General features: G+C 73.9%; 22 protein-coding genes and 1 tRNA gene. 12 read left to right on the plus strand and 11 right to left on the minus strand.

Annotation, left to right across the window (positions count from 1 at the left end):
• Window positions 1–115 precede the first annotated feature (115 nt).
• From Sru01_RS16845 to Sru01_RS16860, 4 genes are all read left to right on the plus strand, one after another.
• On the plus strand, window positions 116–835 hold the full coding sequence (locus Sru01_RS16845) for a response regulator transcription factor (RefSeq protein WP_203985875.1): 720 nt from the start codon (window positions 116–118) through the stop codon (window positions 833–835).
• Complete coding sequence (locus Sru01_RS16850; protein WP_203985878.1) at window positions 832–2,292, plus strand: sensor histidine kinase; 1,461 nt, start codon at window positions 832–834, stop codon at window positions 2,290–2,292. Before Sru01_RS16845 ends, Sru01_RS16850 begins: the two co-directional genes overlap by 4 nt.
• Window positions 2,293–2,638: 346 nt before the next feature.
• Window positions 2,639–3,787 (plus strand): serine hydrolase domain-containing protein, encoded by a 1,149-nt coding sequence (locus Sru01_RS16855; protein ID WP_203985881.1) that lies wholly within the window; start codon window positions 2,639–2,641, stop codon window positions 3,785–3,787.
• A 68-nt stretch (window positions 3,788–3,855) separates the two neighbouring features.
• Window positions 3,856–5,130, plus strand: coding sequence for a hypothetical protein (locus Sru01_RS16860; RefSeq protein ID WP_203985883.1), 1,275 nt, complete (start codon window positions 3,856–3,858; stop codon window positions 5,128–5,130).
• A gap of 134 nt (window positions 5,131–5,264) precedes the next feature.
• Here the strand turns inward: Sru01_RS16860 and Sru01_RS16865 are convergent, their stop codons facing one another.
• The 3 genes from Sru01_RS16865 to Sru01_RS16875 form a co-directional block, all read right to left on the minus strand.
• Window positions 5,265–5,636, minus strand: coding sequence for a hypothetical protein (locus Sru01_RS16865; protein ID WP_203985886.1), 372 nt, complete (start codon window positions 5,634–5,636; stop codon window positions 5,265–5,267).
• Window positions 5,637–5,758: 122 nt separating this feature from the next.
• The gene (locus tag Sru01_RS16870) at window positions 5,759–6,616 is read right to left on the minus strand and encodes a hypothetical protein (RefSeq protein WP_203985889.1); all 858 of its coding nucleotides are present in this window, start codon (window positions 6,614–6,616) and stop codon (window positions 5,759–5,761) included.
• A gap of 3 nt (window positions 6,617–6,619) precedes the next feature.
• Entirely contained in the window at window positions 6,620–7,000 is a 381-nt protein-coding gene (locus Sru01_RS16875) for a roadblock/LC7 domain-containing protein (RefSeq protein WP_203985890.1), read from the minus strand.
• Window positions 7,001–7,370: 370 nt separating this feature from the next.
• Here Sru01_RS16875 and Sru01_RS16880 point away from each other — a divergent pair, with 370 nt between their 5' ends.
• Window positions 7,371–7,892 carry a 2-thiouracil desulfurase family protein gene (locus tag Sru01_RS16880; RefSeq protein WP_203985893.1) on the plus strand — a complete coding sequence of 174 codons (522 nt, stop codon included), beginning with the start codon at window positions 7,371–7,373 and terminating at the stop codon, window positions 7,890–7,892.
• On the opposite strand, the gene Sru01_RS16885 is transcribed toward Sru01_RS16880, so the two are convergent.
• Window positions 7,879–9,153: a DUF4032 domain-containing protein gene (locus Sru01_RS16885; RefSeq protein ID WP_203985897.1), complete on the minus strand. Its 1,275-nt coding sequence runs from the start codon at window positions 9,151–9,153 to the stop codon at window positions 7,879–7,881. The two genes, Sru01_RS16880 and Sru01_RS16885, sit on opposite strands and share 14 nt — an antisense overlap.
• A gap of 438 nt (window positions 9,154–9,591) precedes the next feature.
• Here Sru01_RS16885 and ngcE point away from each other — a divergent pair, with 438 nt between their 5' ends.
• The 4 genes from ngcE to Sru01_RS16905 are packed head-to-tail and all read left to right on the plus strand — an operon-like array spanning window position 9,592 to window position 13,255.
• On the plus strand, window positions 9,592–11,043 hold the full coding sequence (ngcE, locus tag Sru01_RS16890) for an N-acetylglucosamine/diacetylchitobiose ABC transporter substrate-binding protein (protein ID WP_203985900.1): 1,452 nt from the start codon (window positions 9,592–9,594) through the stop codon (window positions 11,041–11,043).
• Window positions 11,044–11,049: 6 nt separating this feature from the next.
• On the plus strand, window positions 11,050–12,000 hold the full coding sequence (locus Sru01_RS16895; RefSeq protein WP_203985904.1) for a carbohydrate ABC transporter permease: 951 nt from the start codon (window positions 11,050–11,052) through the stop codon (window positions 11,998–12,000).
• Between the two features lie 2 nt (window positions 12,001–12,002).
• Window positions 12,003–12,914: a carbohydrate ABC transporter permease gene (locus Sru01_RS16900; RefSeq protein WP_203985907.1), complete on the plus strand. Its 912-nt coding sequence runs from the start codon at window positions 12,003–12,005 to the stop codon at window positions 12,912–12,914.
• A gap of 41 nt (window positions 12,915–12,955) precedes the next feature.
• On the plus strand, window positions 12,956–13,255 hold the full coding sequence (locus Sru01_RS16905) for a 4a-hydroxytetrahydrobiopterin dehydratase (RefSeq protein WP_203985910.1): 300 nt from the start codon (window positions 12,956–12,958) through the stop codon (window positions 13,253–13,255).
• An 86-nt stretch (window positions 13,256–13,341) separates the two neighbouring features.
• On the opposite strand, the gene Sru01_RS16910 is transcribed toward Sru01_RS16905, so the two are convergent.
• From Sru01_RS16910 to Sru01_RS16920, 3 genes are all read right to left on the minus strand, one after another.
• On the minus strand, window positions 13,342–15,903 hold the full coding sequence (locus Sru01_RS16910; RefSeq protein WP_203985913.1) for a PEP/pyruvate-binding domain-containing protein: 2,562 nt from the start codon (window positions 15,901–15,903) through the stop codon (window positions 13,342–13,344).
• Window positions 15,900–16,673 (minus strand): TetR/AcrR family transcriptional regulator, encoded by a 774-nt coding sequence (locus tag Sru01_RS16915; protein ID WP_203985917.1) that lies wholly within the window; start codon window positions 16,671–16,673, stop codon window positions 15,900–15,902. The genes Sru01_RS16910 and Sru01_RS16915 overlap by 4 nt, the downstream gene beginning before the upstream one ends.
• A 130-nt stretch (window positions 16,674–16,803) precedes the next feature.
• Window positions 16,804–17,655 carry a spermidine synthase gene (locus Sru01_RS16920; protein WP_239137496.1) on the minus strand — a complete coding sequence of 284 codons (852 nt, stop codon included), beginning with the start codon at window positions 17,653–17,655 and terminating at the stop codon, window positions 16,804–16,806.
• 95 nt (window positions 17,656–17,750) lie between these two features.
• On the opposite strand from Sru01_RS16920, the gene Sru01_RS16925 reads away from it, so the two are divergent.
• The 3 genes from Sru01_RS16925 to lat all read left to right on the plus strand — a co-directional run bounded on the left by Sru01_RS16925 (window position 17,751) and on the right by lat (window position 21,517).
• A complete protein-coding gene (locus Sru01_RS16925) occupies window positions 17,751–19,277 on the plus strand; it encodes a penicillin-binding transpeptidase domain-containing protein (protein ID WP_203985920.1) in 1,527 nt (508 codons plus the stop codon).
• Window positions 19,278–19,442: 165 nt separating this feature from the next.
• Window positions 19,443–20,045, plus strand: a complete 603-nt coding sequence (locus tag Sru01_RS16930) for an HdeD family acid-resistance protein (RefSeq protein WP_203985923.1) — start codon at window positions 19,443–19,445, stop codon at window positions 20,043–20,045.
• A gap of 137 nt (window positions 20,046–20,182) precedes the next feature.
• On the plus strand, window positions 20,183–21,517 hold the full coding sequence (gene lat / locus Sru01_RS16935; protein ID WP_203985926.1) for an L-lysine 6-transaminase: 1,335 nt from the start codon (window positions 20,183–20,185) through the stop codon (window positions 21,515–21,517).
• Between the two features lie 32 nt (window positions 21,518–21,549).
• Here lat and Sru01_RS16940 read toward each other — a convergent pair whose 3' ends face one another.
• The 4 genes from Sru01_RS16940 to Sru01_RS16955 form a co-directional block, all read right to left on the minus strand.
• Window positions 21,550–21,780 (minus strand): helix-turn-helix domain-containing protein, encoded by a 231-nt coding sequence (locus tag Sru01_RS16940; RefSeq protein WP_203985929.1) that lies wholly within the window; start codon window positions 21,778–21,780, stop codon window positions 21,550–21,552.
• A 196-nt stretch (window positions 21,781–21,976) separates the two neighbouring features.
• Window positions 21,977–22,049: transfer RNA gene (locus tag Sru01_RS16945), tRNA-His, on the minus strand.
• Between the two features lie 73 nt (window positions 22,050–22,122).
• On the minus strand, window positions 22,123–22,719 hold the full coding sequence (orn, locus tag Sru01_RS16950) for an oligoribonuclease (RefSeq protein WP_203985932.1): 597 nt from the start codon (window positions 22,717–22,719) through the stop codon (window positions 22,123–22,125).
• 20 nt (window positions 22,720–22,739) lie between these two features.
• Window positions 22,740–24,248 carry a DUF2510 domain-containing protein gene (locus tag Sru01_RS16955; RefSeq protein ID WP_203985934.1) on the minus strand — a complete coding sequence of 503 codons (1,509 nt, stop codon included), beginning with the start codon at window positions 24,246–24,248 and terminating at the stop codon, window positions 22,740–22,742.
• Window positions 24,249–24,279: the final 31 nt, after the last annotated feature.

Genomic DNA, 24,279 nt, shown 5'->3' on the forward strand with positions numbered 1-24,279 from the left:
CGGCTGGATTCCGTCCTCGGCGAGGGCCCACCCGGGGGCGCTCACCCGGTTTTGCCGCCCGCATACTGGCACGAACGCCGATCAGCCGGGACAGCACCTCCTACACTGGTCGGCCATGGACGGGCACGCGGCCGGGGGGCGCCGCATCCTGGTCGTGGACGACGATCCGGCGATCCTGCGCGCGCTGCGGCGCGGGCTGGGCGCCGAGGGCTTCGCGGTCGAGACGGCCGGATCCGGGCCGGCGGCGCTGCAGGCGGCCGCGCTCGATCCGCCGGACGCCATCGTGCTCGACGTGGCGATGCCCGGCGTCTCGGGCATCGAGGTGTGCGCGGCGCTGCGCGACGGCGGCGCCGAGGTGCCGGTGCTCATGCTGTCGGCGATGGACGAGGTGGCCGACCGGGTCGCCGGCCTGTCCGCCGGTGCCGACGACTACCTGGTCAAACCGTTCGACCTGCGCGAGCTGGCGCTGCGGCTGCGCGCGCTGCTGCGCCGGGCGTCGCGCCCGGCCGGCGCGGACCCGGGGGAGGAGCCCGTGCTGCGGGTGGGGCCGCTCGCCGTGGACCCGGCCGCCCGGCGGGTGACCGCGGGCGGCCGGGAGGTGCCGCTGACCCGGCGCGAGTTCGACCTGCTGGAGGTCCTGGCGCTCAACGCCGGCATCGTGCTGACCCGCGAGGTGCTGCTGGAGCGGGTCTGGGGCTACGACTTCGAGGTCACCGGCAACGCGGTGGACACCTTTGTCGGCTACGTGCGGCGCAAGCTGGACGCGGCCGGGGTGCCGCGCATGCTGCACACCGTGCGCGGCGTCGGATTCGTGCTGCGGGATCCGGGCGCGTGAGGCTGTCCTCCCGGTTCGCCGTCTACTTCGCCGGGGCGTTCCCGGCACTGGTGCTGGCGGCCGGCCTGCTCATGCTGACCCTCGTCTCCGCCGACCTGCGCGCCGAGCGCGACGACCATCTGGCGACCCGGCTGCGCGCGCTGGCGCCCACCGCCGCCGCGTACGCCTGGCGGTCCACCCGGCTGCCGCAGGTGCCGCCCGAGTACCTGCAGCGGTGGCTGGCCGCCGCCGCCGCGCAGGCCGCGGACGCGGGCGGGGTCTACCTGGACATCCCCGGTGCCGCACCGCTGGTCGTCGGGGACGTGCCGCCCGCGCGGCCGCCCGCCCGCGCCGCCGGGCCGGCCGGCTTCACCGCGGGCGGGCGGGAGTGGCGGTACGCCGCCACCGGGCTCGGCCTGCACGGGGACACCGCGACGCTGTGGGTCTTCGAACCCGGGGAGCACCTGGACGCGCGGCTGCGAACCCTGGGCCGCCGGGTGGCGCTCGCCACGCTGGTCGCGGTGGCGGTGGGCGCGGCGGCCGGGGCGGCCCTCGGCCGGTTCGCGACCCGGCCGCTGGCGGCGCTTCGCCGGCAGGCACGCGCCATCGGCACGCCGCCGGAATCGGGCGCCCGGCTGGGTACCGCGTCCGGGGTCACCGAACTGGACGAGCTGGCGCTGCTGCTCAACCACCTGCTCGACCGCCGGGACGCCGCCGTCGCGCGCACCGGCGAGGCCCTGGAGACCGCCCGCGCCTTCGCCGCGACGGCGGCGCACGAGCTGCGCACCCCGCTGACCAGCATGCGCACGAACATCACCCTGCTGGAGCACCCCGGACTGCCGCCCGGCGAGCGGGCCGAGGTCATGCGCGATCTGGTCGCCGAGCAGGCCCGGGTGGAGCGGCTGGTCACCATGCTGCGCCGGCTGGCCGCCGGCGAGCTGCTGGACCCGGCCGGGTTCGCCGCCACCGATGTGGCGGAGATCGCCGCGTCGGCGGCCGCCGACGCCCGGCGCCGCCATCCCGGCGCCCGGATCGCCGTCACCGGCGCGAGCACGGCGGTGGTGCGCGGCTGGGCGGAGGGCCTCCGGCTGATCGTGGACAACCTGCTGGACAACGCGGCGGTGCACGGCGCCGGCCCGGCCGGCCACGCTGAGATCACTGTGACGGTCACCGTGACGGGCACGGCGGCGGGCACGGCGACGGGCGGGACGGGCGGGACGGTGATGCTGGAGGTCGCTGACCGGGGCCGGGGGATCCTGCCGGCCGACCGGGAGGCGGTGTTCGCGCGCTTCCACCGGCATGCCGGCAGCCCCGGCTCCGGCCTCGGGCTCACCCTGGTCCGCCAGCAGGCCCGGCTGCACGGCGGCGACGCCGCCGTGGCGGGCGGCCCGGCCGGTGCCGGCACCCGCGTCCAGGTGCGGATCCCGCTGACCGGCCCGTCCGCGCCGCCGGCCGCCCCCGGCGGCTGGCTCGGCTGACGGCACCCGCGCCGCGCCCCGGAGCCGGCAGGACGGACCGGCCTGCGGGATCCGGTCACACCGGAGGTCCGGCCGCGGGGCGGAGCCCGGGCGGCGGGATCCGGTCACACCGGGGGGCCGGCCGCGGGGCGGAGCCCGGGCGGCAGGCCCGAACCGGGAAGAAGGCCGGGCGGTGTGCCGGTGCGGGCCAGGTCGGGCGGCGTTCCGGACGGGGAGGAGGCCGGGCCGCGGTCCCGGGCGGGCTTTGCCAGGAATCCGCCAAGAACGACTGCCAGCATGCGTGCCGGTCGGGTCCGGTGCAGCCGGATGCCCGGCCTGTTCCGTTCGCCCGACCTCTGGAGTTGTCATGCCCGCACGTCGCAGGCTCACCGCGGCCGGCGCCGCCGGGGCGGCCGTCCTGGCGGTGGCCGCCTGGGCGGTGCCCGCGCAGGCCCGTCCGCTCGGCCCCACCCCGGCCGCCAGCCCGTCCAGCACCGCCACGACCGCCCCGGCGGGGCGGTTCGACCCCGCCGGGTACACCGTCCTGCGCCCCGCCGCCAAGCCGGTCAAGCTGACCGTCTCGCCCCGGGACCTCAAGGTCACCTACACCTTCGGGGGCACCACCCGCACGCTGGCGGACTACCTGCAGCGCTCCGGCGCCAACGGCTTCCTGGTGCTGGACCAGCAGAAGATCGTCTTCGAGAAGTACCAGGGAGCGAGCGCGAGCACCCGCTTCCAGTCCTGGTCGATGGGCAAGTCGTTCACCTCCGCGGCGGTCGGCATCGCGCTGGCCGAGCGGCGGATCCGGTCCATCGACGACAAGGTCACCAAGTACCTGCCGTGGCTGGCCGGCTCCGGCTACGACGGGGTGTCGATCCGCGACCTGCTGCGGATGTCCTCCGGCGTCGCCTGGAACGAGGGCAAGGACGTGCCGAAGGCGCAGCTCGCCGCGCACGCCGGCCGCTCGCTGCGCACGATGGCCGCCCGTACCCGGCGTGCCGTCCAGCCGGGCACCGAGTTCGAGTACACCAGCATGAACTCGTTCGTGCTGGCGGCCCTCATCACCCAGGTCACCGGCAAGCCGTACCACGACTATGTCGAGGAGAAGCTGTGGAAGCCGGCCGGGATGGCCGGCACCGCCCGCGTCGGCAACGACGGCACCGACGACCTCGGCTACTGCTGCTACTACGCGACCGACCGGGACTACGCCAGGTTCGGGCTGCTCTACCTGAACAAGGGCAAGGCGCTCGACCGGCAGGTGGTGCCCAAGTCGTGGGTGGCGGCCTCCACCCGGCCGTCCGCCTCCTTCAACAAGGGCTACGGCCTGCACTGGTGGCTGGGCGGCGACGGCGGCACGGACTTCATGGCCGCCGGCTTCGGCGGCCAGTACACCTACGTGTCCCCCGAGCACGGCGTGGTCGTCGTGAAGTCCTCCATCAAGGCGGACAAGGGCGAGAAGGGCGAGGCGCTGGCCGTCTTCCGCGCCGTCGCGGCCGAGGTCGCCCGCACCCGCTGACCCAGCGTGCCGCGGCCACCTGACCGGACCGCGGCGCCACCGACGACGCATCAGAGGAGAGGTCTCATATGATCAGCGGTTTCACCCGTCCGGCGTTCCGGCGGCTCAAGGCCGCCGCCGTGGCGATGCTCGGCCTGCCCGCCGTGCTGCTCGCCGCCCCGCAGCCGGTCGCCGCGGCGGCGGCGACGCCGGACTGTGCCTGGGGCGTCTTCGCGTCCGCCGACACGCTGAACGTCTACTATCCCGACACCGCCGCCGCCTACTGGGTGCAGCCCTACACCGTGGCGGACGACCTGACCATCAAGCTGTCCGGGACCTATCCCGACAGCCGGTACATGTCCTTCAACGTGTACAAGGAGGGCGGCGGGTCGTTCTCCGTCAACGGCGTCGGGTCCTCGCTGCCGGACCACCTGGTGCTGCCGGACGCCGGCTCGACCAACCCGTGGCGGGAGCCCGCCGAGCCCGGCGGCCGCTACACCGTCACGGTGCGGCCGGACGTGGCGCCGGGCCAGGCCAACGTCCTGCCGCTGGCGCCCGCCGGCACCCCGGCGGGCAGCAAGGGGTACATCGTCATGCGGGTCTACCTGCCGGCCGGCGGCGACTTCTCCGCCGTCGAGCTGCCGTCGATCGTCTACGAGCGCGGCGGCGTCGCCCAGCCGGTGCCGCCGTGCGAGGGGGCGGACACGGCGGCCGCCGACCGGATGGTGACCGAGCTGGGCCTCGACCAGGTGGCGGCCCGGGAGCCGTCGACCGGGCGGTTCGCCCGCCCGTCGCTGGACGAGGTCGGGGTCTTCCCCAACGATGACGCCGCCTACCTGATGGCCGCGGTGCAGCCGCCGGCCGGCGACCGGGTCGTGGTGGTCCGCGGCAAGGCGCCGAGCCACACCCCCGGGTCGCACCCCAAGCCCTGGCCGGCCGAGGGTACGCAGGCGCGGTACTTCTCGCTGTGCAGCAACCTGCCGCTGCCGAGCCGCCCGGTCGTGGTCAACGAGCTGCCCGGCGGCGGCAAGGACTACGGCTGCCGCAGCGACGACGAGACGGCGCTGGACGCCACCGGCCGCTACACCTACGTGATCGGCCGGGAGGCGCAGCGACCGGCCATCGGCCGGATCGCGGGGGCCACGTTCGTGCCCTTCTCGCTGGAGAACCCGGCCATGCCGCACCGGGTGCTGCTGCGGAACATGGTGGTGGACGCCGGCTTCGCCGAGGCGGTCCAGCGGGTGCCCGAGGACGGGAACCCGGACTCGGCCGCCGCGGTGATGGGGGACTACTACCCGACGGCCAAGGTGTGCTCGCTCTCCAGCCTGGCGGCGGCCGGGCCGGACGGGTGCACGGCGGGCTGACCGGCCCGGCCGCCCGCCGATCAGGGGCGCGGGCGGCCTGACCGGTGACCGGCCGGTGACCCGACCGGCGGCATGGGCCGCCGGTCGGGTCACCGCGCCGGGAGGCACCCGCCGCGCCGGGGCGGACCCGCGGATCAGACGTCCAGCCGCTCCTCGATGCCGCGCAGGCCGTGCCGGGCGAGTGCGAGGTTGGCGCGGCCGCGGTCCAGGGCCAGGTAGAGGAAGAGGCCCTTGCCGCCCCGCCCGGTCAGCGGGCGGATGATGTGGTACTGCGTGCCGAGCGTGATGAGGATGTCCTCGATCCCGTCCTTGAGCTGCAGGGCCTCCATGGTGCGTAACTTCGCCTTGATCACCTCGGTGTTGCCGGCCGCGGCGACCTGGAGGTCGAGATCCTTGGAACCGCCGAGCGCGCCGAGGGCCATCCCGCTGGTGTAGTCGACCACCACGGCGCCGACCGCGCCGTCGATGGCCATCATGTCCTTGAGCGACACGTCGATGCCGGCCATGTGTTCCTCCGTGGGGGCGGGCGGGCCGGTCCGTTCGGGCCGGCCCGCGTTCGGTGACGGCGGCGGGTGCCGCCGTCCGTTTCGGGGTGAGGACGGCCGCGGCGAGGTGCCGCCGGCCGTCCTCACAGGCGTTCCAGCGCGTCGCGCAGCCGGATGAGGACGCCGATGTCGGTGAGGTCGGCCGGGTCACCGGCCGGGGCGGGCCGCGGCCCGGTGCGGGTGCGGACGGGCAGCGGCGGCGCGTCGGGCCCCTTCTTCGCCCGGGTCGCCGCCGGGCCGCCGCGGTCGGTGCCCGGTGGCGGGTCCGGCGCCGCTTCCGGCTCGGACAGCAGGCCGGCCGCGCCGAGCTGCCGGACCGCCAGCAGCACCGCGTACACCGGCCGGCCGAGCCGCCGGGCCAGGTCGGCCGGGGTGGCCGCGCCGTCCGCGTGCCGCAGCAGCTCCCACTGGACCGCGGTCAGGACCACCCGCTGCGCGGGGACCCGCGGGACCGGGGCGACCGGCCGGGTGTCCAGCTCGGGGGAGGGGCACACCTGGTCCAGCCGGTCCCGCCGGCGGCGGCACTCGCGGAACAGTCCGGCGACGTCGAAGTACCACTGGTCGCCGATCCAGTGCCGGTCGTCCGGCCGGAAGCGGGTGCGGGCGCCGGCCGCGGCGAGCACGAAGAACGCGGCGTCCAGCGTGGCGCCCAGCACGCAGAACTGCAGCTCCCCCCGGGTCAGCAGGCCCTGGCGCACCAGGCGCTCCCCGCCGTCGGCCAGCTCGCCGGCCGACTGGCGCACGCCGCGGACCGTGGCGGGCCGCAGCCGCCCGGAGGCGACGAGCATCTCCTCGACGCCCGGGGTGCCCGGGCTCTCGACATGGCTCACCCGCCCCCGGGTCAGGTAGACGGTGCCCGCGCGGCCGACCCGCAGGGCGCCGGTCGCCCGGTCGGCGGCGAGGCCGGAGAGCACGGCCTCCAGGGACTGTGATGCGGTCATGGGTCACGTCGTGATCAGCCGGCCGGACAGCTCGCGCAGGCGGTGGCGCGCCAGCGCGAGGTTGGCCCGGTCGCGGTCGAGCCGCACGTAGAGCAGGACCGGGCCGGTGAGGGGGGTGTCCAGCGGGCGCACCAGGTGCAGTCCCTGGTCGGCGGTGACGATGGCGTCCTCCACCCGCACGGTGCCGTGCGGCGAGGCCGGCCCGAGGGCGTCCAGGGTGGCATGGAAGGCGCGGCACAGCCCTTGCGCGGTGGCCTGCGCGTCGAAACCCCCCGCCCCGCGCCCGGTGGCGATCGCGGCGCCGCCGATGTCCTCGACGGCGAGCGCGTCCAGCGCGCCGGGAATCGCGAGGATCTCGCGGAGGCAGTCTTCGATGTCGAGCACGATCACTCCTCGCCGGCCGGCCGTCCAATGGGCGACGCCAACTCTAGAGAGCCCGCCGGGCCTGCTCGCCCTGGTGAAAGGTCAGGAAAAGCAACCAGATGTAAGGATCTTTCACCGGGTAGAAGGAATGGCCGACCAAATGCTAGGGACGGGCAATGATCGCGCGATAAAGGTGTTTACGGGGGGACGAAACCGGGTTTGACGGACGGCAGCCATCCGGCCGGCCCCGGCCACGGTCACTCGATCGCCGCCGGGTCGCCGGCACAGGGTCGCCGGCGCAGGGTCGCCGGCACAGGGTCGCCGGCACGGTGGATTCCCGCGCCACCGCTCGCGGTCACCGCGCCGCCGGGCGGGCGGCTAACGTGGAGGCATGCAGCGGGTACTGGTCAGCGCGTGCCTCGCCGGTCGGCCGGTGCGCTACGACGGGCGGGCCAAGACGTCCGGCGACGCGGTACTGGTCCGGTGGCGGGCCGAGGGACGGCTGGTCCTGTTCTGCCCGGAGGTGGCCGGCGGGCTGCCGGTGCCGCGCCCGCCCGCCGAGATCGAGGGCGGCGCGGGCGGGGCGGCGGTGCTGGCCGGCCACGCCCGGGTGCTGACCGCCGCCGGCGCCGACGTCACCGCGCACTTCGTCGAGGGCGCGCACGCCGCGCTCGCGGTGGCGCGCCGGCTGGCGCTGCGGGTGGCCGTGCTCAAGGAGGGCAGCCCGTCGTGCGGCGCGCTGCGCGTGCACGACGGCACGTTCGGCGGCCGGCTCGCGCCCGGCGCGGGGGTCACCACGGCGCTGCTGCGCGCCCACGGAGTGGACGTCTTCGGCGAGGACGACCTGGCGGCGGCCGCCGTACGGGTCGCCGAGCTGGACCGGGGCGCCGCCGCGGCGGTCAGCCCTCGGTGACGTCCACGGCCCGGGTCTCCGGTTCGGCGGCGGCCACGGTCTCGTCGTCCGGCTCCTCGCCGATGACGGCCGCCTCGTCCGGCTTGAAGACCAGCACGTTGTCGATGTAGGAACGCAGCGCGGCCGCCAGTCCCACGTCGCCGCCCTCGGCCTCCGACATGAACCAGCGGTGGTCCAGCACCTCGTGGAACAGCTGGGCCGGCTCCAGCTTGCCGCGCAGCTCCGGCGGGATCGCACCGACCGTCGGCTGGAAGGTCTCGGCCAGCCACCGGTGCGCCACGATCGCCTCGTCCTCGTGGCGCAGCCCCTTGGCCACCCGGAAGGAGTCAAGGTCGTTGAGCAGGCGGCGCGCCTGGTTCTCCTCCACGTCCAGCCCGGTGAGCCGCAGCAGGCGGCGCTGGTGGTGCCCGGCGTCGACCACCTTGGGCCGGACGACCAGCCGGGCCGTGCCCGCCTTGCGGCGCACCATCATCTCGGCGACGTCGAAGCCGAGGGAGTTCAGCCGGCGGATGCGCTGGTCGATGAGATGCCACTCGACGTCCTCGACGATCTCCTCCTGGGTGAGCTCCTTCCACAGCCGGTGGTAGCGCTCGTACAGCTGGTCGGCGAAGGCCAGCGGGTCGACCGAGGCGTGCAGGAAGCCGCCCGCCGACAGGTCGAGCATCTCCCCGTAGATGTTCATGTGGGCGACGTCGATGTCGTGCAGGCGCTGGCCCTCGCTGAGCACCGGGTGCAGCTCGCCGGTCTCCGCGTCCACGAGGTAGGCCGCGAACGCGCCCGCGTCCCGGCGGAACAGGGTGTTGCTCAGCGAGCAGTCGCCCCAGTAGAAGCCCGTCAGGTGCAGCCGGACGATCAGCACCGCCAGCGCGTCCAGCAGCCGGACCAGCGTGTCCTGCCGCAGCGTGCCGGACAGCATCGCCCGGTAGGGCAGCGAGAAGCGCAGGTGGCGGGTGATCAGCGCCGCGTCGAGGGGCTCCCCGGCGGCGTCCACCCGCCCGGTGACCACGGCCACCGGCTCCACGGCCGGGGCGTCGTGCCGGCTCAGGTCCCACAGCAGCTGGTACTCGCGCTGGGCGTACCGCTTGCTGATCTCCTTGATGGCGTACACGTGCCCGGACAGCCGGACGAAGCGCACGATGTGCCGGGAGATGCCGCGCGGCAGGGTGACCAGGTGGTGCTCCGGCCACTCCTCCAGGGGCAGCTGCCAGGGCAGGCGGATCAGGTCCGGGTCGCCGGGCGCGCCGGTCAGCTGGAGGGGCACCGCTCTGTCCTCCGATGTCGGGATCGTTGCCCTCCGACGCTAGCCGGTCGGCGCGCGGCGCGGCGGGACGGTCCGTCTTGTGGACGGCCGCCCGCGCGGCGACCGCCGGCCGGCTGCCCCTGCGGCGGGCGCGGGGCGGTCGCTCCCCGTGGCGCCGGCGACCGGACCGGCGGCGCCGCGCGGACCCGTACTGGTCTAGACCGGCCCGGCGGCCGCCTGCCCGCGTGCCGCTGTGTCATGATCGGCCGGTGACCTGTGCCGTTGCCGCGCCGGCCGGGCCCCTGCCGCCGGGCGAGGTCGCGGGCCGCTCGCCGCCCGGCCACAGGTAGATCACGGCTTGGCCCATACCACTTGACGGTGCGCGGGGAGGGACGTACGTTCCTCCAAACGTTTAGGAAACTTTCCTAATTCGGCTCATCACGCCCCCTGGAGGGTCGCATGTCCTATGCCGGCGGCACGCCCAAAGACATAACCCGGCGGCAGATGCTCCGCCGGATCGGCCTCACCGCGCTCGTCGCCGGCCCGGCCGGCGGCCTGCTGAGCGCCTGCGCCACCAGCGGCGGGGCGCCGGCCGCCTCCGCGGCGCCGTCCGCCGGCGGCGCGGCGACCTCGGCGGCCAACCCGTTCGGGGTCAAGGCGGACGCCCCGCTGGAGGTCGTCATCTTCAAGGGCGGCCTCGGCGACTCCTACGCCACCGACGTCCACGAGCCGATGTACACCAAGGAGTTCCCCAAGGCCTCCGTCAAGCACGTCGCCACCCAGCAGATCGCCCAGACCCTGCAGCCCCGGTTCGCCAGCGGTGACGTGCCGGACTTCATCGCCAACTCCGGCTCCGACCTGATGGACAACGGCGCGCTGCAGAGCGAGGGCCAGCTGCTCGACCTGACCGCGCTGTTCGACGCGCCGTCCATCGACGACCCGGCCAAGAAGATCAGGGACACGCTGATCCCGGGCACCGTCGAGTCCGGGCAGATAGCCGGCAAGCCCTACATCCTCAACTACGTCTCCAGCGGGTACGGGCTCTGGTACAACGGCAAGCTCTTCCAGGAGAAGGGCTGGACGCCGCCCAAGACGTTCGACGAGTTCACCGCGCTCTGCGAGACGATCAAGAAGGCGGGCATCACCCCCTACGCCTACGCCGGCAAGAACGCCGCCTACTACCAGTACTGGATGATCCTCATCACCGCCGCCAAGATCGAGGGCAACCAGCTGCTGATGGACGTCGACAACCTGGTGGACGGGGTGTGGACCCGCGACGCCATGAAGAAGTCCGCCGCGGCCTGGGCCGCCATCGGCAAGTTCATGGACAAGAGCTACGAAGGGCTCATCCACACCGAGGTACAGACCCGGCAGAACCAGGACAAGGTCGCGCTGTACCCGTCCGGGTCGTGGCTGGAGAACGAGCAGAAGTCCAACACGCCCGAGTCCTTCGAGTACGCGATGACGCCCACGCCGAGCCTCACCCCCGCCGACAAGATGCCGTTCGAGGCCATCCGCTCGGCGGCCGGCGAGCCCTACATCATCCCGGCCAAGGCCAAGAACACCGCCGGCGCGCTGGAGTACGCGCGGATCATGCTCTCCAAGGAGGGCGCCAAGGGCTTCACCGAGAAGTCCGGCAGCCTCACCGTCGTCACCGGCGCCGCCGACGGGCTGCCGCTGTCCCCGGGGCTGAAGAGCGTCAACGACGCGCTGAAGGCGGCGGGCGCGAACATCGTCACCTACAGCAGCTTCGAGAACTGGTACAAGGAGCTGGAGACCGAGCTGCGCAAGCAGACCAACTCCCTGATGTTCGGCCGGATCTCCGCCGACGAGTTCTGCGCCAACATGCAGAAGAAGGCGGACTCCGTGAAGTCGGACTCCTCGATCACCAAGCAGAACCGGACGGTGTGACCGATCATGCGGTGGCGCGGCGGCGGGGGCGCGGGCGGGTTCTCCGGCGCGAAGGCGCGGACCTACGGGTTCGTCTTCTCTTTCCTGCTGGTCCCGCTGGTGCTGTACGTGGTGTTCGTGATCGGCCCGTACGCCCAGGCGTTCTACATCTCGCTGACCAACTGGAAGGGCATCTCGGCGACACCCACGTTCGTCGGCATGGAGAACTTCACCCGGCTGCTCGGTGACGAGGTGTTCTGGGCGGCGGTCCGCCATCACGGGCTGCTGCTGCTCGCGCTGCCGCTCGTCACCATCGCCGTCGCGCTGTTCTTCGCCTTCCTCCTCAACATCGGCGGCGGCCGGCGCGGGCGGACGGCCGGCGTGCCCGGCTCGAAGTTCTACCGGGTCGTGTACTTCTTCCCGCAGGTGCTCGCGGTGGCCGTCGTGGGCGTGCTGTTCCAGGCGGTCTACCGGCCGGACGGCACCGGCGTGCTCAACGGGCTGCTCGCCCTGGCCGGCATCGATCCGGTCGGCTGGCTGATCGAGCCGGACCTGGCGCTCTGGTCGATCATGGCGGTGCTGGTCTGGCAGCTGGTCGGCTTCTACGTGGTGCTGTTCTCCGCCGGGATGTCGGCCATCCCGCAGGACGTCTTCGAGGCGGCCGCGCTGGACGGCGCCGGGCGGTTCCGCCTCTTCTTCGGCATCACGCTGCCGCTCATCTGGGACACCATCCAGGTCGGCTGGGTGTACCTCGGCATCGCGGCGTTCGACTGCTTCGCCCTGGTGCAGGTGCTGTCGGTGGACCGCGGCGGCCCGGACAACGCCACCACCGTGCTGCCGCTGGAGATCTGGCGCACCGCGTTCACTTTCTCCAAGTTCGGCTACGCCTCGGCGATGGGCGTGGCGCTGTTCTTCCTGACCATCACGTTCGCCGCGCTGAGCCTCCGGGTCACCCGGCGCGAGAGGATCGAGCTTTAGCCATGGCGGACACCGCGACCACCACCGAAACCGTCCGGGTCGCCCGGCCGCCCCGCCCCGCCGGCCGCCGGCCGCGCGACACCCCCGGGGTCTTCGGCGCGCTCTCCCACGTCGCCCTGGTCGTCTGGGCGATCCTCGTCATCGGGCCCATCCTGTGGACGTTCCTCGCCTCGTTCAAGACCAACGCCGAGATCGTCGGTGACGCCCCGCTCGCCCTGCCGCAGGCCTACGACTGGGGAGCCTGGGGACGGGCGTGGGACAAGGCGCACATCGGGCGGTACATGCTCAACACCGCCCTGGTGGTGGGGGCCAGCACGTTCCTCACCATGCTGTTCGGCTCGATGGCCGCCTACGTCCTGGCCCGGTACCGCTTCTTCGGCAACCGCGCCGTCTACTACCTGTTCGTCTCCGGGCTGGCCTTCCCGGTGTTCCTGGCCCTGGTCCCGCTGTTCTTCGTGGTGCGCAACCTCGGCCTGATCGACACCCATCTCGGGGTGATCCTGGTGTACGTCGCCTACTCGCTGCCGTTCACCGTGTTCTTCCTGTCGGCGTTCTTCCGCACCCTGCCGACCTCGGTGGCGGAGGCGGCCATGATGGACGGCGCCTCGCACACCCGCACGTTCTTCCAGATCATGATGCCGATGGCCCGCCCCGGCCTGGTCAGCATCACCATCTTCAACATCATCGGCCAGTGGAACCAGTACCTGCTGCCGATCGTGCTGCTGTCCGGCGCGGTGGAGGACAAGTGGCTGCTCACCCAGGGCATCGCGAACATCAACACCAATGCCGGCTACGAGGCCGACTGGCCCGGCCTGTTCGCCGCGCTGTCCATGGCCATCCTGCCGATGCTGGTGGTCTACATCATCTTCCAGCGCCAGATCCAGTCCGGCCTCACCGCCGGCGCCGTCAAATGACCTGCCTGCCACGACGGCTGCCCCGCGTGAAAGAGTGAAGTATGGAAAGGCTCGACGAGGCATCGATATCCGCCCGGCTGGCCGGGCTGCCCGGGTGGCGGCGCGAGGGTGACGAGATCCGCCGCACGGTGACCGCGCCGGACTTCCGCACCGCCATCGCCATCGTCAACGACGTGGCCGAGCAGGCCGAGCACCTGAACCACCACCCCGACATCGACATCCGCTGGCGGGAGCTGCGCCTGGCGCTGACCACCCACGACGCCGGCGGGCTCACCGAGCTCGACTTCCGGCTGGCCGGCCGGATCGACGCCATCGCCGCCGACCACGGCGCCGCGACCTGACGCTGCCGTCCCCCGGCCCGCCGGAACGGACCGCGACCTGACGCCGCCGTCCCGCCCGGCCCGCCGGACGGGACGGCGGCCGCCGGTCAGGACACCGGCGCCGCCGGCTGGGAGATGATGTCCACGGTGCCGTGCTCGCCGTCGACCCGGACCAGGTCGCCGGTGCGCAGCCGGGCGGTGGCGTCGCCGCAGCCGACCACGGCCGGGATGCCGAGCTCGCGGGCGACGATGGCGGCGTGCGAGAGCGGCGCCCCGACGTCGGTGACCACGGCGGCCGCGCGGGGGAACAGCGGGGTCCAGCCCACGTTGGTGACCGTGGTGACCAGGATCTCGCCGGGCCGCAGCGCCTCGCCCTCGTCCAGGCTGGTCACCACCCGGGCCGGTCCCTGCACGATGCCGGCCGACCCGGGGAAGCCGCGGAGGGTGCCACCCGGCGCGGCCACCTGGTCGTGCTCGTCGAACACGTCGTGCCGGCGGTTCGGGTCGGCCGCCCACCGGAACGGATCGAACCGGCCGCGGATCAGCGTCGGGTACACCGGCAACGCCCGGTAGCCCTCGTAGGCGGCGCGCCGGGCCGCCACCTTGGCGAGCGGGGCCTCGTCCCCGCCTAGCAGGCTGAGGATCTCTTCGACGTCCAGGAAGAACAGGTCGTCGCCACGGCCCGTGAGCTCACCGGCCCGCAACACGAACGCCCGGCACACCCAGACCGCCCGGATCACCTCCGAGCGGGCGATCTCGCGACTCCGCAGCGCCTTGGTCATCCGCGCCACGTCGCGCCGGGTGGTCCGCACCTTGTCCGGGTGACGCTCCGCCAGGCGCCGCCAGGCCGCTTCCCGCGCCTCCTGCTGCCGGGCGAGCAGGGCGGCCACGTCGTATTCGGCGTCGCGCAGGCCGGCCAGCCGCCGCTCCACCCAGTCCGGCTGCTCGGCGGGCCGCGGGATCGACACCTCGAACTCGCTCGGGCCCCGGTGCCCCCACTCGCGGGCGAAGGTCTCCTGATCGATCTCGCCGCGGGCGAGCCGCTCCAGCCCGACCAGCGGGCCGAGGCTGGCCAGGCCGCCGTCCGCCGCAGAGTGCAGACCGGTCGCCAGCGCGGCGGCGTCCGCCGGGCCGACCAGCCGGCTCAGCCGGTCACGCAGACCGGTCAGCGCGTTGGGGTCCTGCCGGGTCGCCGCCTCCAGCATGAAGGAGGCCTCCATCACGTACGGGCCGGCCTCGTCTCGCCAGAGTGCGGCGAGGGCGCCGGGGTCGGCGGTGCCGGCGATGCGCTCGCGCAGCTCCGTGCACCGGGCCGGTGCCGCCGCGCAGAAGGCGGGCAGCCGGGCGATGTTCCCCCGGATCTCCCGGGCGAGCCGGATCACCGATGGCAGGATCCGCCGGATGATCTTCCAGCGTGAGATCGGTACCAGCGGGATCTCCATGCCCGGCGGGATCCGTCCGAAGACGGCCTCGGCTTCGGCGGCGAACCGCCGGCGCATCCCGAAGGTCGCGGCGAGGGTGGCGGCCATGCTGAGGTTCATGTAGAACCGGCCGCCGATGCGCCCGTACGCCTCCATGCCGGGCACCGAGGAGGTGCGCATGGCGCCCTGCATGAAGCTCCGGACGAAGGACCAGGTGGCCGGGGTCATGATGTCGGGGATGGCCTCACCGAGGTTGCCGCTGGTCCAGAGGTAGTCGCCCGCCAGGCTGTCGTTCCACGTCTCCGCCGGGCCGCGGCCGGCGCCGGTGATCGGGCGCGCCTGGAGCACGAAGAAGGCGCCGTCGTGCCAGGCCCACTCCACGTCCATCGGCCGCCCGTACAGCCGCTCCACCGCCTCGCCCAGCCCGACCAGCTCGGCGACCTGGCCGTCGTCCAGCACCTGCCGGTCGCGCCGGTCGGCCGGTACCGGTACCTCGGCGGTGCCGTCCGCGGTGCGCACGGTCATCACCGCCTTGTCGCCGGTGCGCCGCTCGACGACCCGGCCGTCCGGCCGGGCGGCGACGACGGTGTCGGCGGTGACCCCGCCGCCGACCACGGATTCGCCCAGGCCCCAGGCGGCGTCGATCGTCATCCGGCCGGCCGCGCCGCTGACCGGGTCCACGGTGAACAGCACGCCGGCCGCGTCCGCGGGCACCAGCTCCTGCACCACCACCGCGGTGGAGATCTCGCCGGGGTCGACGCCGTTGCGGTCCCGGTAGGCGATGGCCCGCGCCCCCCACAGCGAGGCCCAGCAGTTCTTCACCGCGGCCAGCACCGCCGCCTCGCCCTGGACGTTCAGGAAGGTCTCCTGCTGCCCGGCGAACGACAGGTCCGGCAGGTCCTCGGCGGTGGCCGAGGAGCGCACCGCGACGGCGGGCGAGCCCAGGGCGGAGTAGGCCTTGCGGACGGCCGCCGCGACCGGCTCGGGGATACCGGCGTGGTCGAACAGGTCGGCCACCGCCCGCTCGGCGGCCTCGGGTGAGGCCGCGCCGGACGCCGCGGCGACGACGGGCTCGGCCAGGCCGGCCGCGGCCAGGAAGGCCTCGTAGGCGGCGGTGGTGACATGGAAGCCCGCCGGGACGGGCAGACCGGCGGCGGCCAGCCGGGCGAGGGAGGAGCCCTTGCCACCGGCCGCGGCCAGGTCGGCCCGGTCGTCGGCGAGTGGCAGCACATAGGGGAGATCGGTCACCGGACGTAGTCTTTCTCGAGATCGGTGGTGTCGAAGGAGAGGCGGAGCCGGTCCCGGGCCACCTTGAGGGCGTGGTCAACGTAGGCCAGCGTGGCGCGGGACACCGCGGCCGCCTCGGCGGCGGACAGGGCGTGCCCCGAGTCGAGCGCGCGGTGCAGGGTGTCGGCGAGCAGGCCGGCCAGCCTTTCGTCCGACAGCCGGTAGGGCTCGGGCACCTTGGGGCCGAACATGAAGAACCCGTAGATCGTGCCGGTGATCGTGTTCACCAGCTCGGCGGGGGACAGGTCCTCGCGCACGGCATGGTGCTCGCGCAGCACCCGCAGGTAGGAGTCGGCCAGCCACCGCATCGCCTCGGTGGTCTGCACGGTGGGCTTGTGCCGGAGCAGCCTGCCGAGCACCTCGGTGTCGTTCAGCACGGCGGCCCGGACCAGCGGGCGGCGGAACATGGCGAGCCCCAGGTGGTGGAACATCTCCCGCGGGGTCGCCCCGCCCGGTGTCTCGCCGAGGCCGCGCCGGATCTCCTCCAGCATGCGCACCCGGTCGCGGCGCAGCAGCGCGCCGAACAGCGCCTGCCGGGACTTCCAGTGCAGGTAGATCGTGCCCTTGGCGACGCCGGCCACCCGGGCGACGTCGCCCACCGTGGTCTTGTCGTACCCCCATCGCTCGACCAGCTCGGCGGCGGCGTCCAGGATGCGGTGCGCCCGCTCCTCGCGCGCCGAGATCTCCGGTCCGGGCGGCGCCGGGCCTTCACCGGTCGGTGCTGCCCTCATCTGGGTGCCCCCTTGGAAACGTCATGACCAAATCTGCTTATCTGGTCAAAAGGTCGTCTCTACGGTAGACCCGGCCTGGACGGAGGGCAACAGCGCCCCCCACGCAGCCGTGGTAGATGGAGCGGCCGGGCTAGTCGAACAGGGCGGGCGGCGGGACCGGGGCCACCACCGGGTCGCCGTCGTTGATCGGCGGGGCGCCGGCCACGAATCTCGCCAGGTCGTCCTCGGCGACGCAGCGCGCCTGGGTGAGACCGCCCGCCGCCCGGCGGGTGAGCCGGGCCAGCGGCAGCGGCGCGGCCGAGGCGGCCACGATGAGGTTGCCGAACCGGCGCCCGCGCAGCACCCCCGGCTCGGCGAGCATGGCGGCGTGCGGGAACACGCCGCGCACGGTCGCCACGAAGCGGCGCGCGAAGGCCAGGCCGCGGCCGTCGGCGATGTTGGCCAGCAGCGTCCCGCCGGGCCGCAGCACCCGGGCGACGTCGGCGAGGTACTGCGCCGTCGCCAGTTCCAAAGGCATGACCGCGCCGCCGAACGCGTCCAGCACCAGCAGGTCGGCGAAGTCGTCCGGCAGCGCGGCCACCCCGGTCCGGCCGCCGTCGATGCGGACCTTGAGCCGGGGCACCGACTTCAGCCGCAGCCGGTCGCGGACCAGCTGGATCAGCGCGGCGTCCGGGTCGATGACGATGTGCCGGGACCCGGGGCGGGTGGCCGCGACGTACCGGGGCAGCGTGCAGGCTCCCGCGCCCACGTGCACGGCGTCCAGCGGGCCCTCCTCCAGCGAGTCGATCGCCTCGGCGATCAGCCGGACGTATTCGAACTCCAGGTAGGTCGGATCGTCCAGGTCGACGTACGACTGGGGGACCCCGTCGACGCTCAGCAGCCAGCCGCCGGGGCGGTCGAGGTCGTGCAGGAGCTCCGCCTCGCCGGCGCCGACCGGGTGCCGGCCGGGCACCGGGGCCGCACCGGGCTTACGCTTCCCCACCCCTGACCCCCACGTTGTCTGATATATCCGGATGTGCCGGACCGGCACTCCCTGGGAGAAACCGTATGCGCCGCCGAGGACTTCTCGCACTCCTGGTGCTGAGCCTCGTCATCGTGGCCGGCGCGTTGGGCGCACTGGTCCTGGACGCGCGCAAGGTGACCGGCACCCCCGAGGAGGTCGGCCGCACCTACCTGGCGGCCTGGGCGGCGGAGAACCTGGCGGGAATGCGCGCGCTGGTGGCGGCCCCGCCCGCCGACTTCGACGAGCGGCACCGCCGGCTCACCGCCGACCTGCAGATCACCTCGCTGACGCTCACCCCCGGCCGGGTCGTCCGGCACGGTGCCACCACGGCCGACCTGCCGTTCCAGGGCATCCGGCAGATCTCCGAGCTCGGCCAGTGGCCCTTCTCCGGCGTGCTGCACCTGGCGGTGCGCGACGGCGGCTGGAAGGTCGTCTGGACGCCGGAGACCCTGCAGCCGGGGGCCGGCGCCGACCGGCTGAGCCTGGCCCGCATCCAGGTGCCGGGTACCGAGCTGCTCACCCGGCAGGGCCGGCCGCTGCCGCACGACAGCGGTGCCCAGGCCTACTTCACCGAGCTGGTGACCCGGATCGACGCGCTGGACGAGGATCCGCCGGCCGGCTGGGCCGTCCAGGCGGTGGCACCGACCGGCGCCGTCCGGCGGCTGCTGGTGTTCCGCGAGGCCACCGAGCGCAGGTACCGCACGACGCTGGACTGGTGGACGCAGGCCGCCGCGGCCCGGGCGCTGGACGGCGCCGGCCGGCGGGCCGCGCTCGTCGCGGTCCGCCCGTCCACCGGCGAGGTGCTGGCGGTGGCCGACCGGCTGCCCGGCCGCGGCGCGTTCGAGCGGAGCCGCCCGCCCGGCACCGCCTTCCGGCTGGTCACCGCGGCGGCGCTGCTGCGCGGCGGGCTCACCGCCGACAGCCCGGTGGCCTGCCCGGCGAGCTACGTTCCCCCCGGCGGGACGAGCATCTCCGGCGGCGGCGACGACGATCGCGGCACGGTGTCCCTGCGGGAGGCGTTCGCCGCGTCGTGCCCGGCCGGGTTCGCCCGGCTGGCGGCCGAGCGGCTGGACGGCGCCGCGCTGCGCCGGCAGGCGGCCGGCTTCGGGTTCGGCGGCCCGCTGAACTCCGGGCTCGGCGGCCGGTGCGGCGAGGTGGCCGAGCCGGACGGTCCCGGCGAGCTCGCCGCCATGGCGATCGGGCAACGCGGGACGCGGGCCTCGGCGCTGTGCATGGCGCTGGCCGCGGCCACCGTGCGGGACGGCACCTGGCGGCCGCCCCGGCTGATGTCGGAGCGGGCGGTGCGGCTGCTGGAGCAGCCGCGCCGGATCCCGGGGCCACGGGCGCTGCCCGGGCCGGTGGCGGCCGGGCTGCGCTCGATGATGGCCGGCGCGGTGGCCGACCAGGCGCTCGCCGGGGCGGGGCTGCCCGCCGGGACGGCCGGGGTGGCGTCCCGCGTCCCGGGAGGATCCGGCGCGGGCGATGACGCCTGGTTCGCCGGGTACCGGGGGGATCTGGCGTTCGCGATCCTGGTGGAGGGCGGCGGGGACGGTGCGGCGGTCGCGGCGCCGATCGCCGCCCGTTTCCTGGCCGCCCTGTGACGCCGGTCGTGCCGCCACGGCTCCGCTCGATCTTGACGGACTTGTAGGCAAGTAAGGGTTATTTGACTCTTCTATGGGCTGTTAGCAGGTCCTTTGCGGATAAGAACCGAAATACGGGACGAGGGGCCCGGTGGTACGCCGCCCGGGCCCATCCGGGAGGACGGCATGCACGAGATCCGGCACGGCGAGGGACATGGCGAGGGACATGGCCTCGGACGGCAGTGGTGGGCGATCGCGGCGCGCGGCGCCTGCGCGATCATCTTCGGCGTCCTGGCCCTGGTGTGGCCGTTGATCACCCTGCTCACCCTGGTGGTGCTGTTCGGCGCCTTCGCGATCGTGAGCGGGGCCTTCACGCTGTTCGGCGCGCTGCGCGGCGAGCCAGGGCGCGACCCCCGCACCTGGTTGATCGTCTCGGGCGTCCTCGCCGTGCTGGCCGGGATCATCGCCTGGATCTGGCCGGGCATCACCGCGTTCGCGCTGCTGATGCTCATCGCCGCCTATGCCATCGTCATCGGGGTGGCCGAGATCGTCGCGGCGGTACGCCGCCGGGCGGGCGGGGACACCGAATGGATGTACATCGTGAGCGGCGCGCTCGCGATCATCTTCGGCATCCTGCTGTTCGCCTGGCCCGCCACCGGCGCGCTGGCGCTGACCTGGCTGATCGGGCTCTTCGCCATCGTCTACGGCATCTCGCTGCTGGTGCTGGCCTACCGGGTGCACGACATCGGGCACCGGGGGGCCGCCGGGACCACGGCGCACGCCGTCTGACCGGCCACGGCCGGATGCCGGTCATCGCCTGAAATCTTCGTGTCGAACGGCCGATGTGCCGGAAGGTATACGCATATCCGCCCGGCCGACGGGGAAAAACCTTCGAAGGTACGTGTCCGACTCGACAAGGAGGGCACATGGGCGTCCTCGACCGTCTGGCCCGCCACCTGCTCGTCGACGGCTACCGGCTGGAGCTCGACCTCGATCGCAGCCGCGGCTCGTGGCTGGTGGACGCCGGGACCGGGCGCCGCTACCTCGACTTCTACACCTTCTTCGCCTCCGCCCCGCTCGGGGTGAACCCCTTCGACGACGACCCGGAGTTCCTCGCGCTGCTCGGCCGGGTCGCGGCCAACAAGCCGGCCAACTCCGACCTCTACACCCACCACCTGGCCGACTTCGCCGACACGTTCGCGCGGGTGCTGGGCGATCCGGAGCTGCCGCACCTGTTCTTCGTTGAGGGCGGTGCGCTGGCGGTGGAGAACGCGTTGAAGTGCGCCTTCGACTGGAAGAGCCGCCACAACGAGGCGCACGGCCGCCCGCGCGGCCTCGGCACCCGGGTGCTGCACCTGCGGCGCGCGTTCCACGGCCGCAGCGGCTACACGCTGTCGCTGACCAACACCGAGCCGGTCAAGACCGACCGGTTCCCGCGCTTCGACTGGCCGCGCATCGACGTGCCCGCGATCCACTTCGGCGACGTCGAGGCCGCCGAGGAGCGGTCCCTGGCCCAGGCGCGGGCCGCCTTCGACCGCCATCCGCATGACATCGCCTGCTTCATCGCCGAGCCCATCCAGGGCGAGGGCGGCGACAATCACCTGCGGCCGGAGTTCCTGCGCGCCGTCCAGGAGCTGTGCCACCAGCACGACGCGCTGTTCGTGCTGGACGAGGTGCAGACCGGTGCCGGGCTCACCGGCACCCCGTGGGCCTACCAGCAGCTGGGCCTGGCCCCCGACATCGTGGCCTTCGCCAAGAAGGTCCAGGTCGGCGGGATCATGGCCGGCCGCCGGGTGGACGAGGTGCCCGACAACGTGTTCCAGGTCAGCGGGCGGATCAATTCCACCTGGGGCGGCGGGCTGGCCGACATGGTGCGCTCCCGCCGGATGCTGGAGATCATCGAGCGGGACGGGCTGATCGCGCGGGCCGGCACCCTCGGCGAGCTGCTGCTCGGCGGCCTGCGCCGGCTGGCCGCGGAGTTCCCCGGGCTGGTGAGCGCCCCCCGGGGGCGCGGGCTCATGTGCGCCTTCGACGTGGCCGCCGGGCGGGACCGGCTGATCGCGACGCTCCGCGAGGAGGAAGGGGTGCTCGTGCTGCCGTGCGGCGAGCGGTCGGTGCGGCTGCGCCCCGCCCTGTCGATCACCGCGGAGGAGATCGGGTACGGCCTGGCGGCGCTCGGCCGCGCGCTCGCCACGCTCGCGCCGGCGGCGTCCGGGAAGGCGCCGGCGGAGCCCGCCGGGCGAGAGCCGGCCACCGCGTGACGGCCACCGCGTGACGGCCGCGGGCGGGGCGCTCAGCCGGGGGGCACGCCCCGCCACAGGCCGATCGCGGCACCTCGGGAACCGGCCCCCAGCTTGGCGTAGATGCGGTTGACGTGGTTCTTGACCGTCTTCTCGCTCAGGAAGAGGCGCTGGGCGATCTCCCCGTTGGAGTGGCCGGTCGCGATCAGCTCCATCACCTCGGCCTCGCGCTTGCTCAGCGCGGCGCGCGCGTGCTCGTCACGGGTGGCGTCTTCGACACTCATCGGGCCTCCGGTGCCGCGAATCATTGTCAGATCGCCGAGCCCCCCGCGCTGGCGGTGTACGGATGTGTGCGAGCATAGCCCGCCGGTTCAGGCTTTGGGGTGCACGTGTGCGACAAAGGAGGATTTTGCGGGGCAACTCGGGTCACCCCGTAAAAGCGTGATGGCCGGTCCGCTAGGGACCGGCCATCACCTGCCGGGTGAGTGATGGGACTTGAACCCACGACATCCAGGACCACAACCTGGCGCTCTGCCACCTGAGCTACACCCACCATCGTCCCGCGGTCTGCACCACGGTACAGGAAAAGTGTAGCGGGCTTTTGGGAGTTCTGACGCCGCCGGCCGTCAAGACGCGGTGATGCCGTGCGCGACCTCGCGTGCGGTGGCCGAGTCGGGGCCGGGCTGCGGCACGAAGACGGCCGCCCGGTAGTAGCGCATCTCCTGGATGCTCTCGGTGATGTCGGCCAGCGCGCGGTGCCCGCCCTGCTTGGCGGGCGCGGCGAAGTAGACCCGCGGGTACCAGCGGCGGACCAGTTCCTTCACCGAGGAGACGTCCACCATGCGGTAGTGCAGGTGGCCGTCGACCTGCGGCATGTCGCGCGCGATGAACGCCCGGTCGGTGGAGATCGAGTTGCCGCACAGCGGCGCGCGCTTGGGCTCGGGGACGTGCCGCCGGATGTAGGCGAGGACCTCCGCCTCGGCCTCGGCGAGGGTGACGCCGTCGGCGAGCGCGTCGAGCAGCCCGGAGGTGGTGTGCATCTGGCGCACCACCTCCGACATCTGCTCCACCGCCTCGCGTGGGGGCTTGATGATGATGTCCACGCCCTCGTCGACGCGGTTGAGCTCGCCGTCGGTCACCACGCAGGCGACCTCGACGAGCGCGTCACGGCCGAGATCGAGCCCGGTCATCTCACAGTCGATCCAGACCAGCAGGTCACTCATGGACACAGCGTAGTGCCCGGTCAGGGCGCTTTGAGAGAGTCCTGGATGCGCTTGATCAGCGATGTGTCCAGATTGTCGGGCACGGAGGCGTACAGCAGGGCCGGGCGCTTGCCTTCGCCCTGGTCGACCAGCACCAGCAGGCCCTGCTCCTTCTTCCACTTCCAGCCGGCCTCCTTGGCCTGCTCGCCGAAGTCCATCTCGAAGCGCAGCGTCCAGGCCTTCTTGCCGCTGACCTCGATCGCCTTGTCACCCAGGATCTTGCGGGTGTGCGGCACGTCGTAGTACATCCGCTCGTAGGTGAACAGCGTGCTCGCCAGCGTGCCGCGCAGCGAGCCGGTGCCGGAGTACTCGAAGGCCGCCGGCAGCGGGCCGGCCAGCACGGTGCCCATCCAGTCGTTGCCCTGCCCGTCGAAGTCCTTCTGCGAGACGGTCTGATATCCCGAGGTCCAGCCGACCCGCGGGTCGTTCTTGGTGCCGTTCACGGCGGCCGGGTCCGGCACCTGCCACGGCTCGCCCGGGTAGAAGTAGGTCAGGCCGCTGCCCGGATCCTTGACCGTGTCGCCCTCCGGCCGGGGCAGCGGGCCGGTGCTCGCCGAAGGCTCGGGCGCGGGCGTCTCCAGCGGCGGGGTGATCTGCGGGTCGGACGGCTCGGACGGCTCGGAGCTCGGCAGCGGCGAGTCCGCCGCGGTCGGGGTGCCCGAGCGGTTGGCGATGGTGAGGCCGATCACCAGCGCCACCACCAGCAGCACGGCGACCGCACCGCCGCCGAGCACCCACGGCAGCATCGAACGCTTCGCCGGCGCCGGCGCCCCGAACTCGGGGACCGGCATCTGGGTGGTCGAGCCCGGACCGCCCCAGCCGGCCGGCCCGGTACCGGGCGCGCCGTACGGTCCCGGTCCACCGTAGGGGCCGGGAGCCCCCTGGGCGCCCGGAGCGCCGTGCGGAGCCGGCGCGCCGTACGGATTCGGGGCACCCTGCGGGCCGGGAGCCCCTTGCGGGCCGGGAGCGCCGTGCGGCCCCGGCGGCGGCCCGCCTGGGGCGGCGAACCCGCCCTGCCGCGGGCCGGTCGGGGCGCCCGGCCCCGAGCCGCCCGCCGGCGGAACCGGTCCGCCGGGCGGCTGCCACGATCCCGATCCCGGTGCGCTTCCCGGCTCCGGCCGCGTCTCGGGCCTGGCGTCCTGCGGCCGGTCGGCGCCGGAGGCGGCCTGCGGACCCCGCCCCGGCTCGGTGGCCGGGACGGGCTGCGGACCGGTGATCGGTGCCGGCCGCGGGCCGGCGGGCGCCGGCGGGCCGGAGCCGGTCGCCCCGGCGTCCGGCGGCCGGGGACCGGACTCGCCCTCCGGGCGGGGCGGGGCGTCCTGCGGCCGCCCCTGCCCCGGCTGCGCCCACTGGCCGGTGTTGACCGGGCCGTTCCCCCCGGCCGGCGCCTCCAGCGGATGGGTGGCGTCGGTCCACTGCGAACCGTCCCACCAACGCAATTGGGGGGTTCCGTACGGATCGGGATACCAGCCGGCGGGGGTCTGCGTCATGCCCGTCAGGATAGTGACATCCCTCTATTTG

The sequence above is a fragment of the Sphaerisporangium rufum genome (assembly GCF_016863395.1).
Classification (GTDB): domain Bacteria; phylum Actinomycetota; class Actinomycetes; order Streptosporangiales; family Streptosporangiaceae; genus Sphaerisporangium; species Sphaerisporangium rufum.

Excerpts from the sequence above, each read along its gene's own strand:
- Sru01_RS16880 (WP_203985893.1), top strand. The coding sequence starts at position 7,371 with ATGCAGCGGGTACTGGTCAGCGCGTGCCTCGCCGGTCGGCCGGTGCGC.
- ngcE (WP_203985900.1), top strand. The coding sequence starts at position 9,592 with ATGTCCTATGCCGGCGGCACGCCCAAAGACATAACCCGGCGGCAGATG.
- Sru01_RS16940 (WP_203985929.1), bottom strand. The coding sequence starts at position 21,780 with ATGAGTGTCGAAGACGCCACCCGTGACGAGCACGCGCGCGCCGCGCTG.
- Sru01_RS16915 (WP_203985917.1), bottom strand. The coding sequence starts at position 16,673 with ATGAGGGCAGCACCGACCGGTGAAGGCCCGGCGCCGCCCGGACCGGAG.
- lat (WP_203985926.1), top strand. The coding sequence starts at position 20,183 with ATGGGCGTCCTCGACCGTCTGGCCCGCCACCTGCTCGTCGACGGCTAC.
- Sru01_RS16930 (WP_203985923.1), top strand. The coding sequence starts at position 19,443 with ATGCACGAGATCCGGCACGGCGAGGGACATGGCGAGGGACATGGCCTC.
- Sru01_RS16855 (WP_203985881.1), top strand. The coding sequence starts at position 2,639 with ATGCCCGCACGTCGCAGGCTCACCGCGGCCGGCGCCGCCGGGGCGGCC.
- Sru01_RS16900 (WP_203985907.1), top strand. The coding sequence starts at position 12,003 with ATGGCGGACACCGCGACCACCACCGAAACCGTCCGGGTCGCCCGGCCG.
- orn (WP_203985932.1), bottom strand. The coding sequence starts at position 22,719 with ATGAGTGACCTGCTGGTCTGGATCGACTGTGAGATGACCGGGCTCGAT.
- Sru01_RS16895 (WP_203985904.1), top strand. The coding sequence starts at position 11,050 with ATGCGGTGGCGCGGCGGCGGGGGCGCGGGCGGGTTCTCCGGCGCGAAG.
- Sru01_RS16955 (WP_203985934.1), bottom strand. The coding sequence starts at position 24,248 with ATGACGCAGACCCCCGCCGGCTGGTATCCCGATCCGTACGGAACCCCC.
- Sru01_RS16870 (WP_203985889.1), bottom strand. The coding sequence starts at position 6,616 with ATGACCGCATCACAGTCCCTGGAGGCCGTGCTCTCCGGCCTCGCCGCC.
- Sru01_RS16865 (WP_203985886.1), bottom strand. The coding sequence starts at position 5,636 with ATGGCCGGCATCGACGTGTCGCTCAAGGACATGATGGCCATCGACGGC.
- Sru01_RS16905 (WP_203985910.1), top strand. The coding sequence starts at position 12,956 with ATGGAAAGGCTCGACGAGGCATCGATATCCGCCCGGCTGGCCGGGCTG.
- Sru01_RS16845 (WP_203985875.1), top strand. The coding sequence starts at position 116 with ATGGACGGGCACGCGGCCGGGGGGCGCCGCATCCTGGTCGTGGACGAC.
- Sru01_RS16860 (WP_203985883.1), top strand. The coding sequence starts at position 3,856 with ATGATCAGCGGTTTCACCCGTCCGGCGTTCCGGCGGCTCAAGGCCGCC.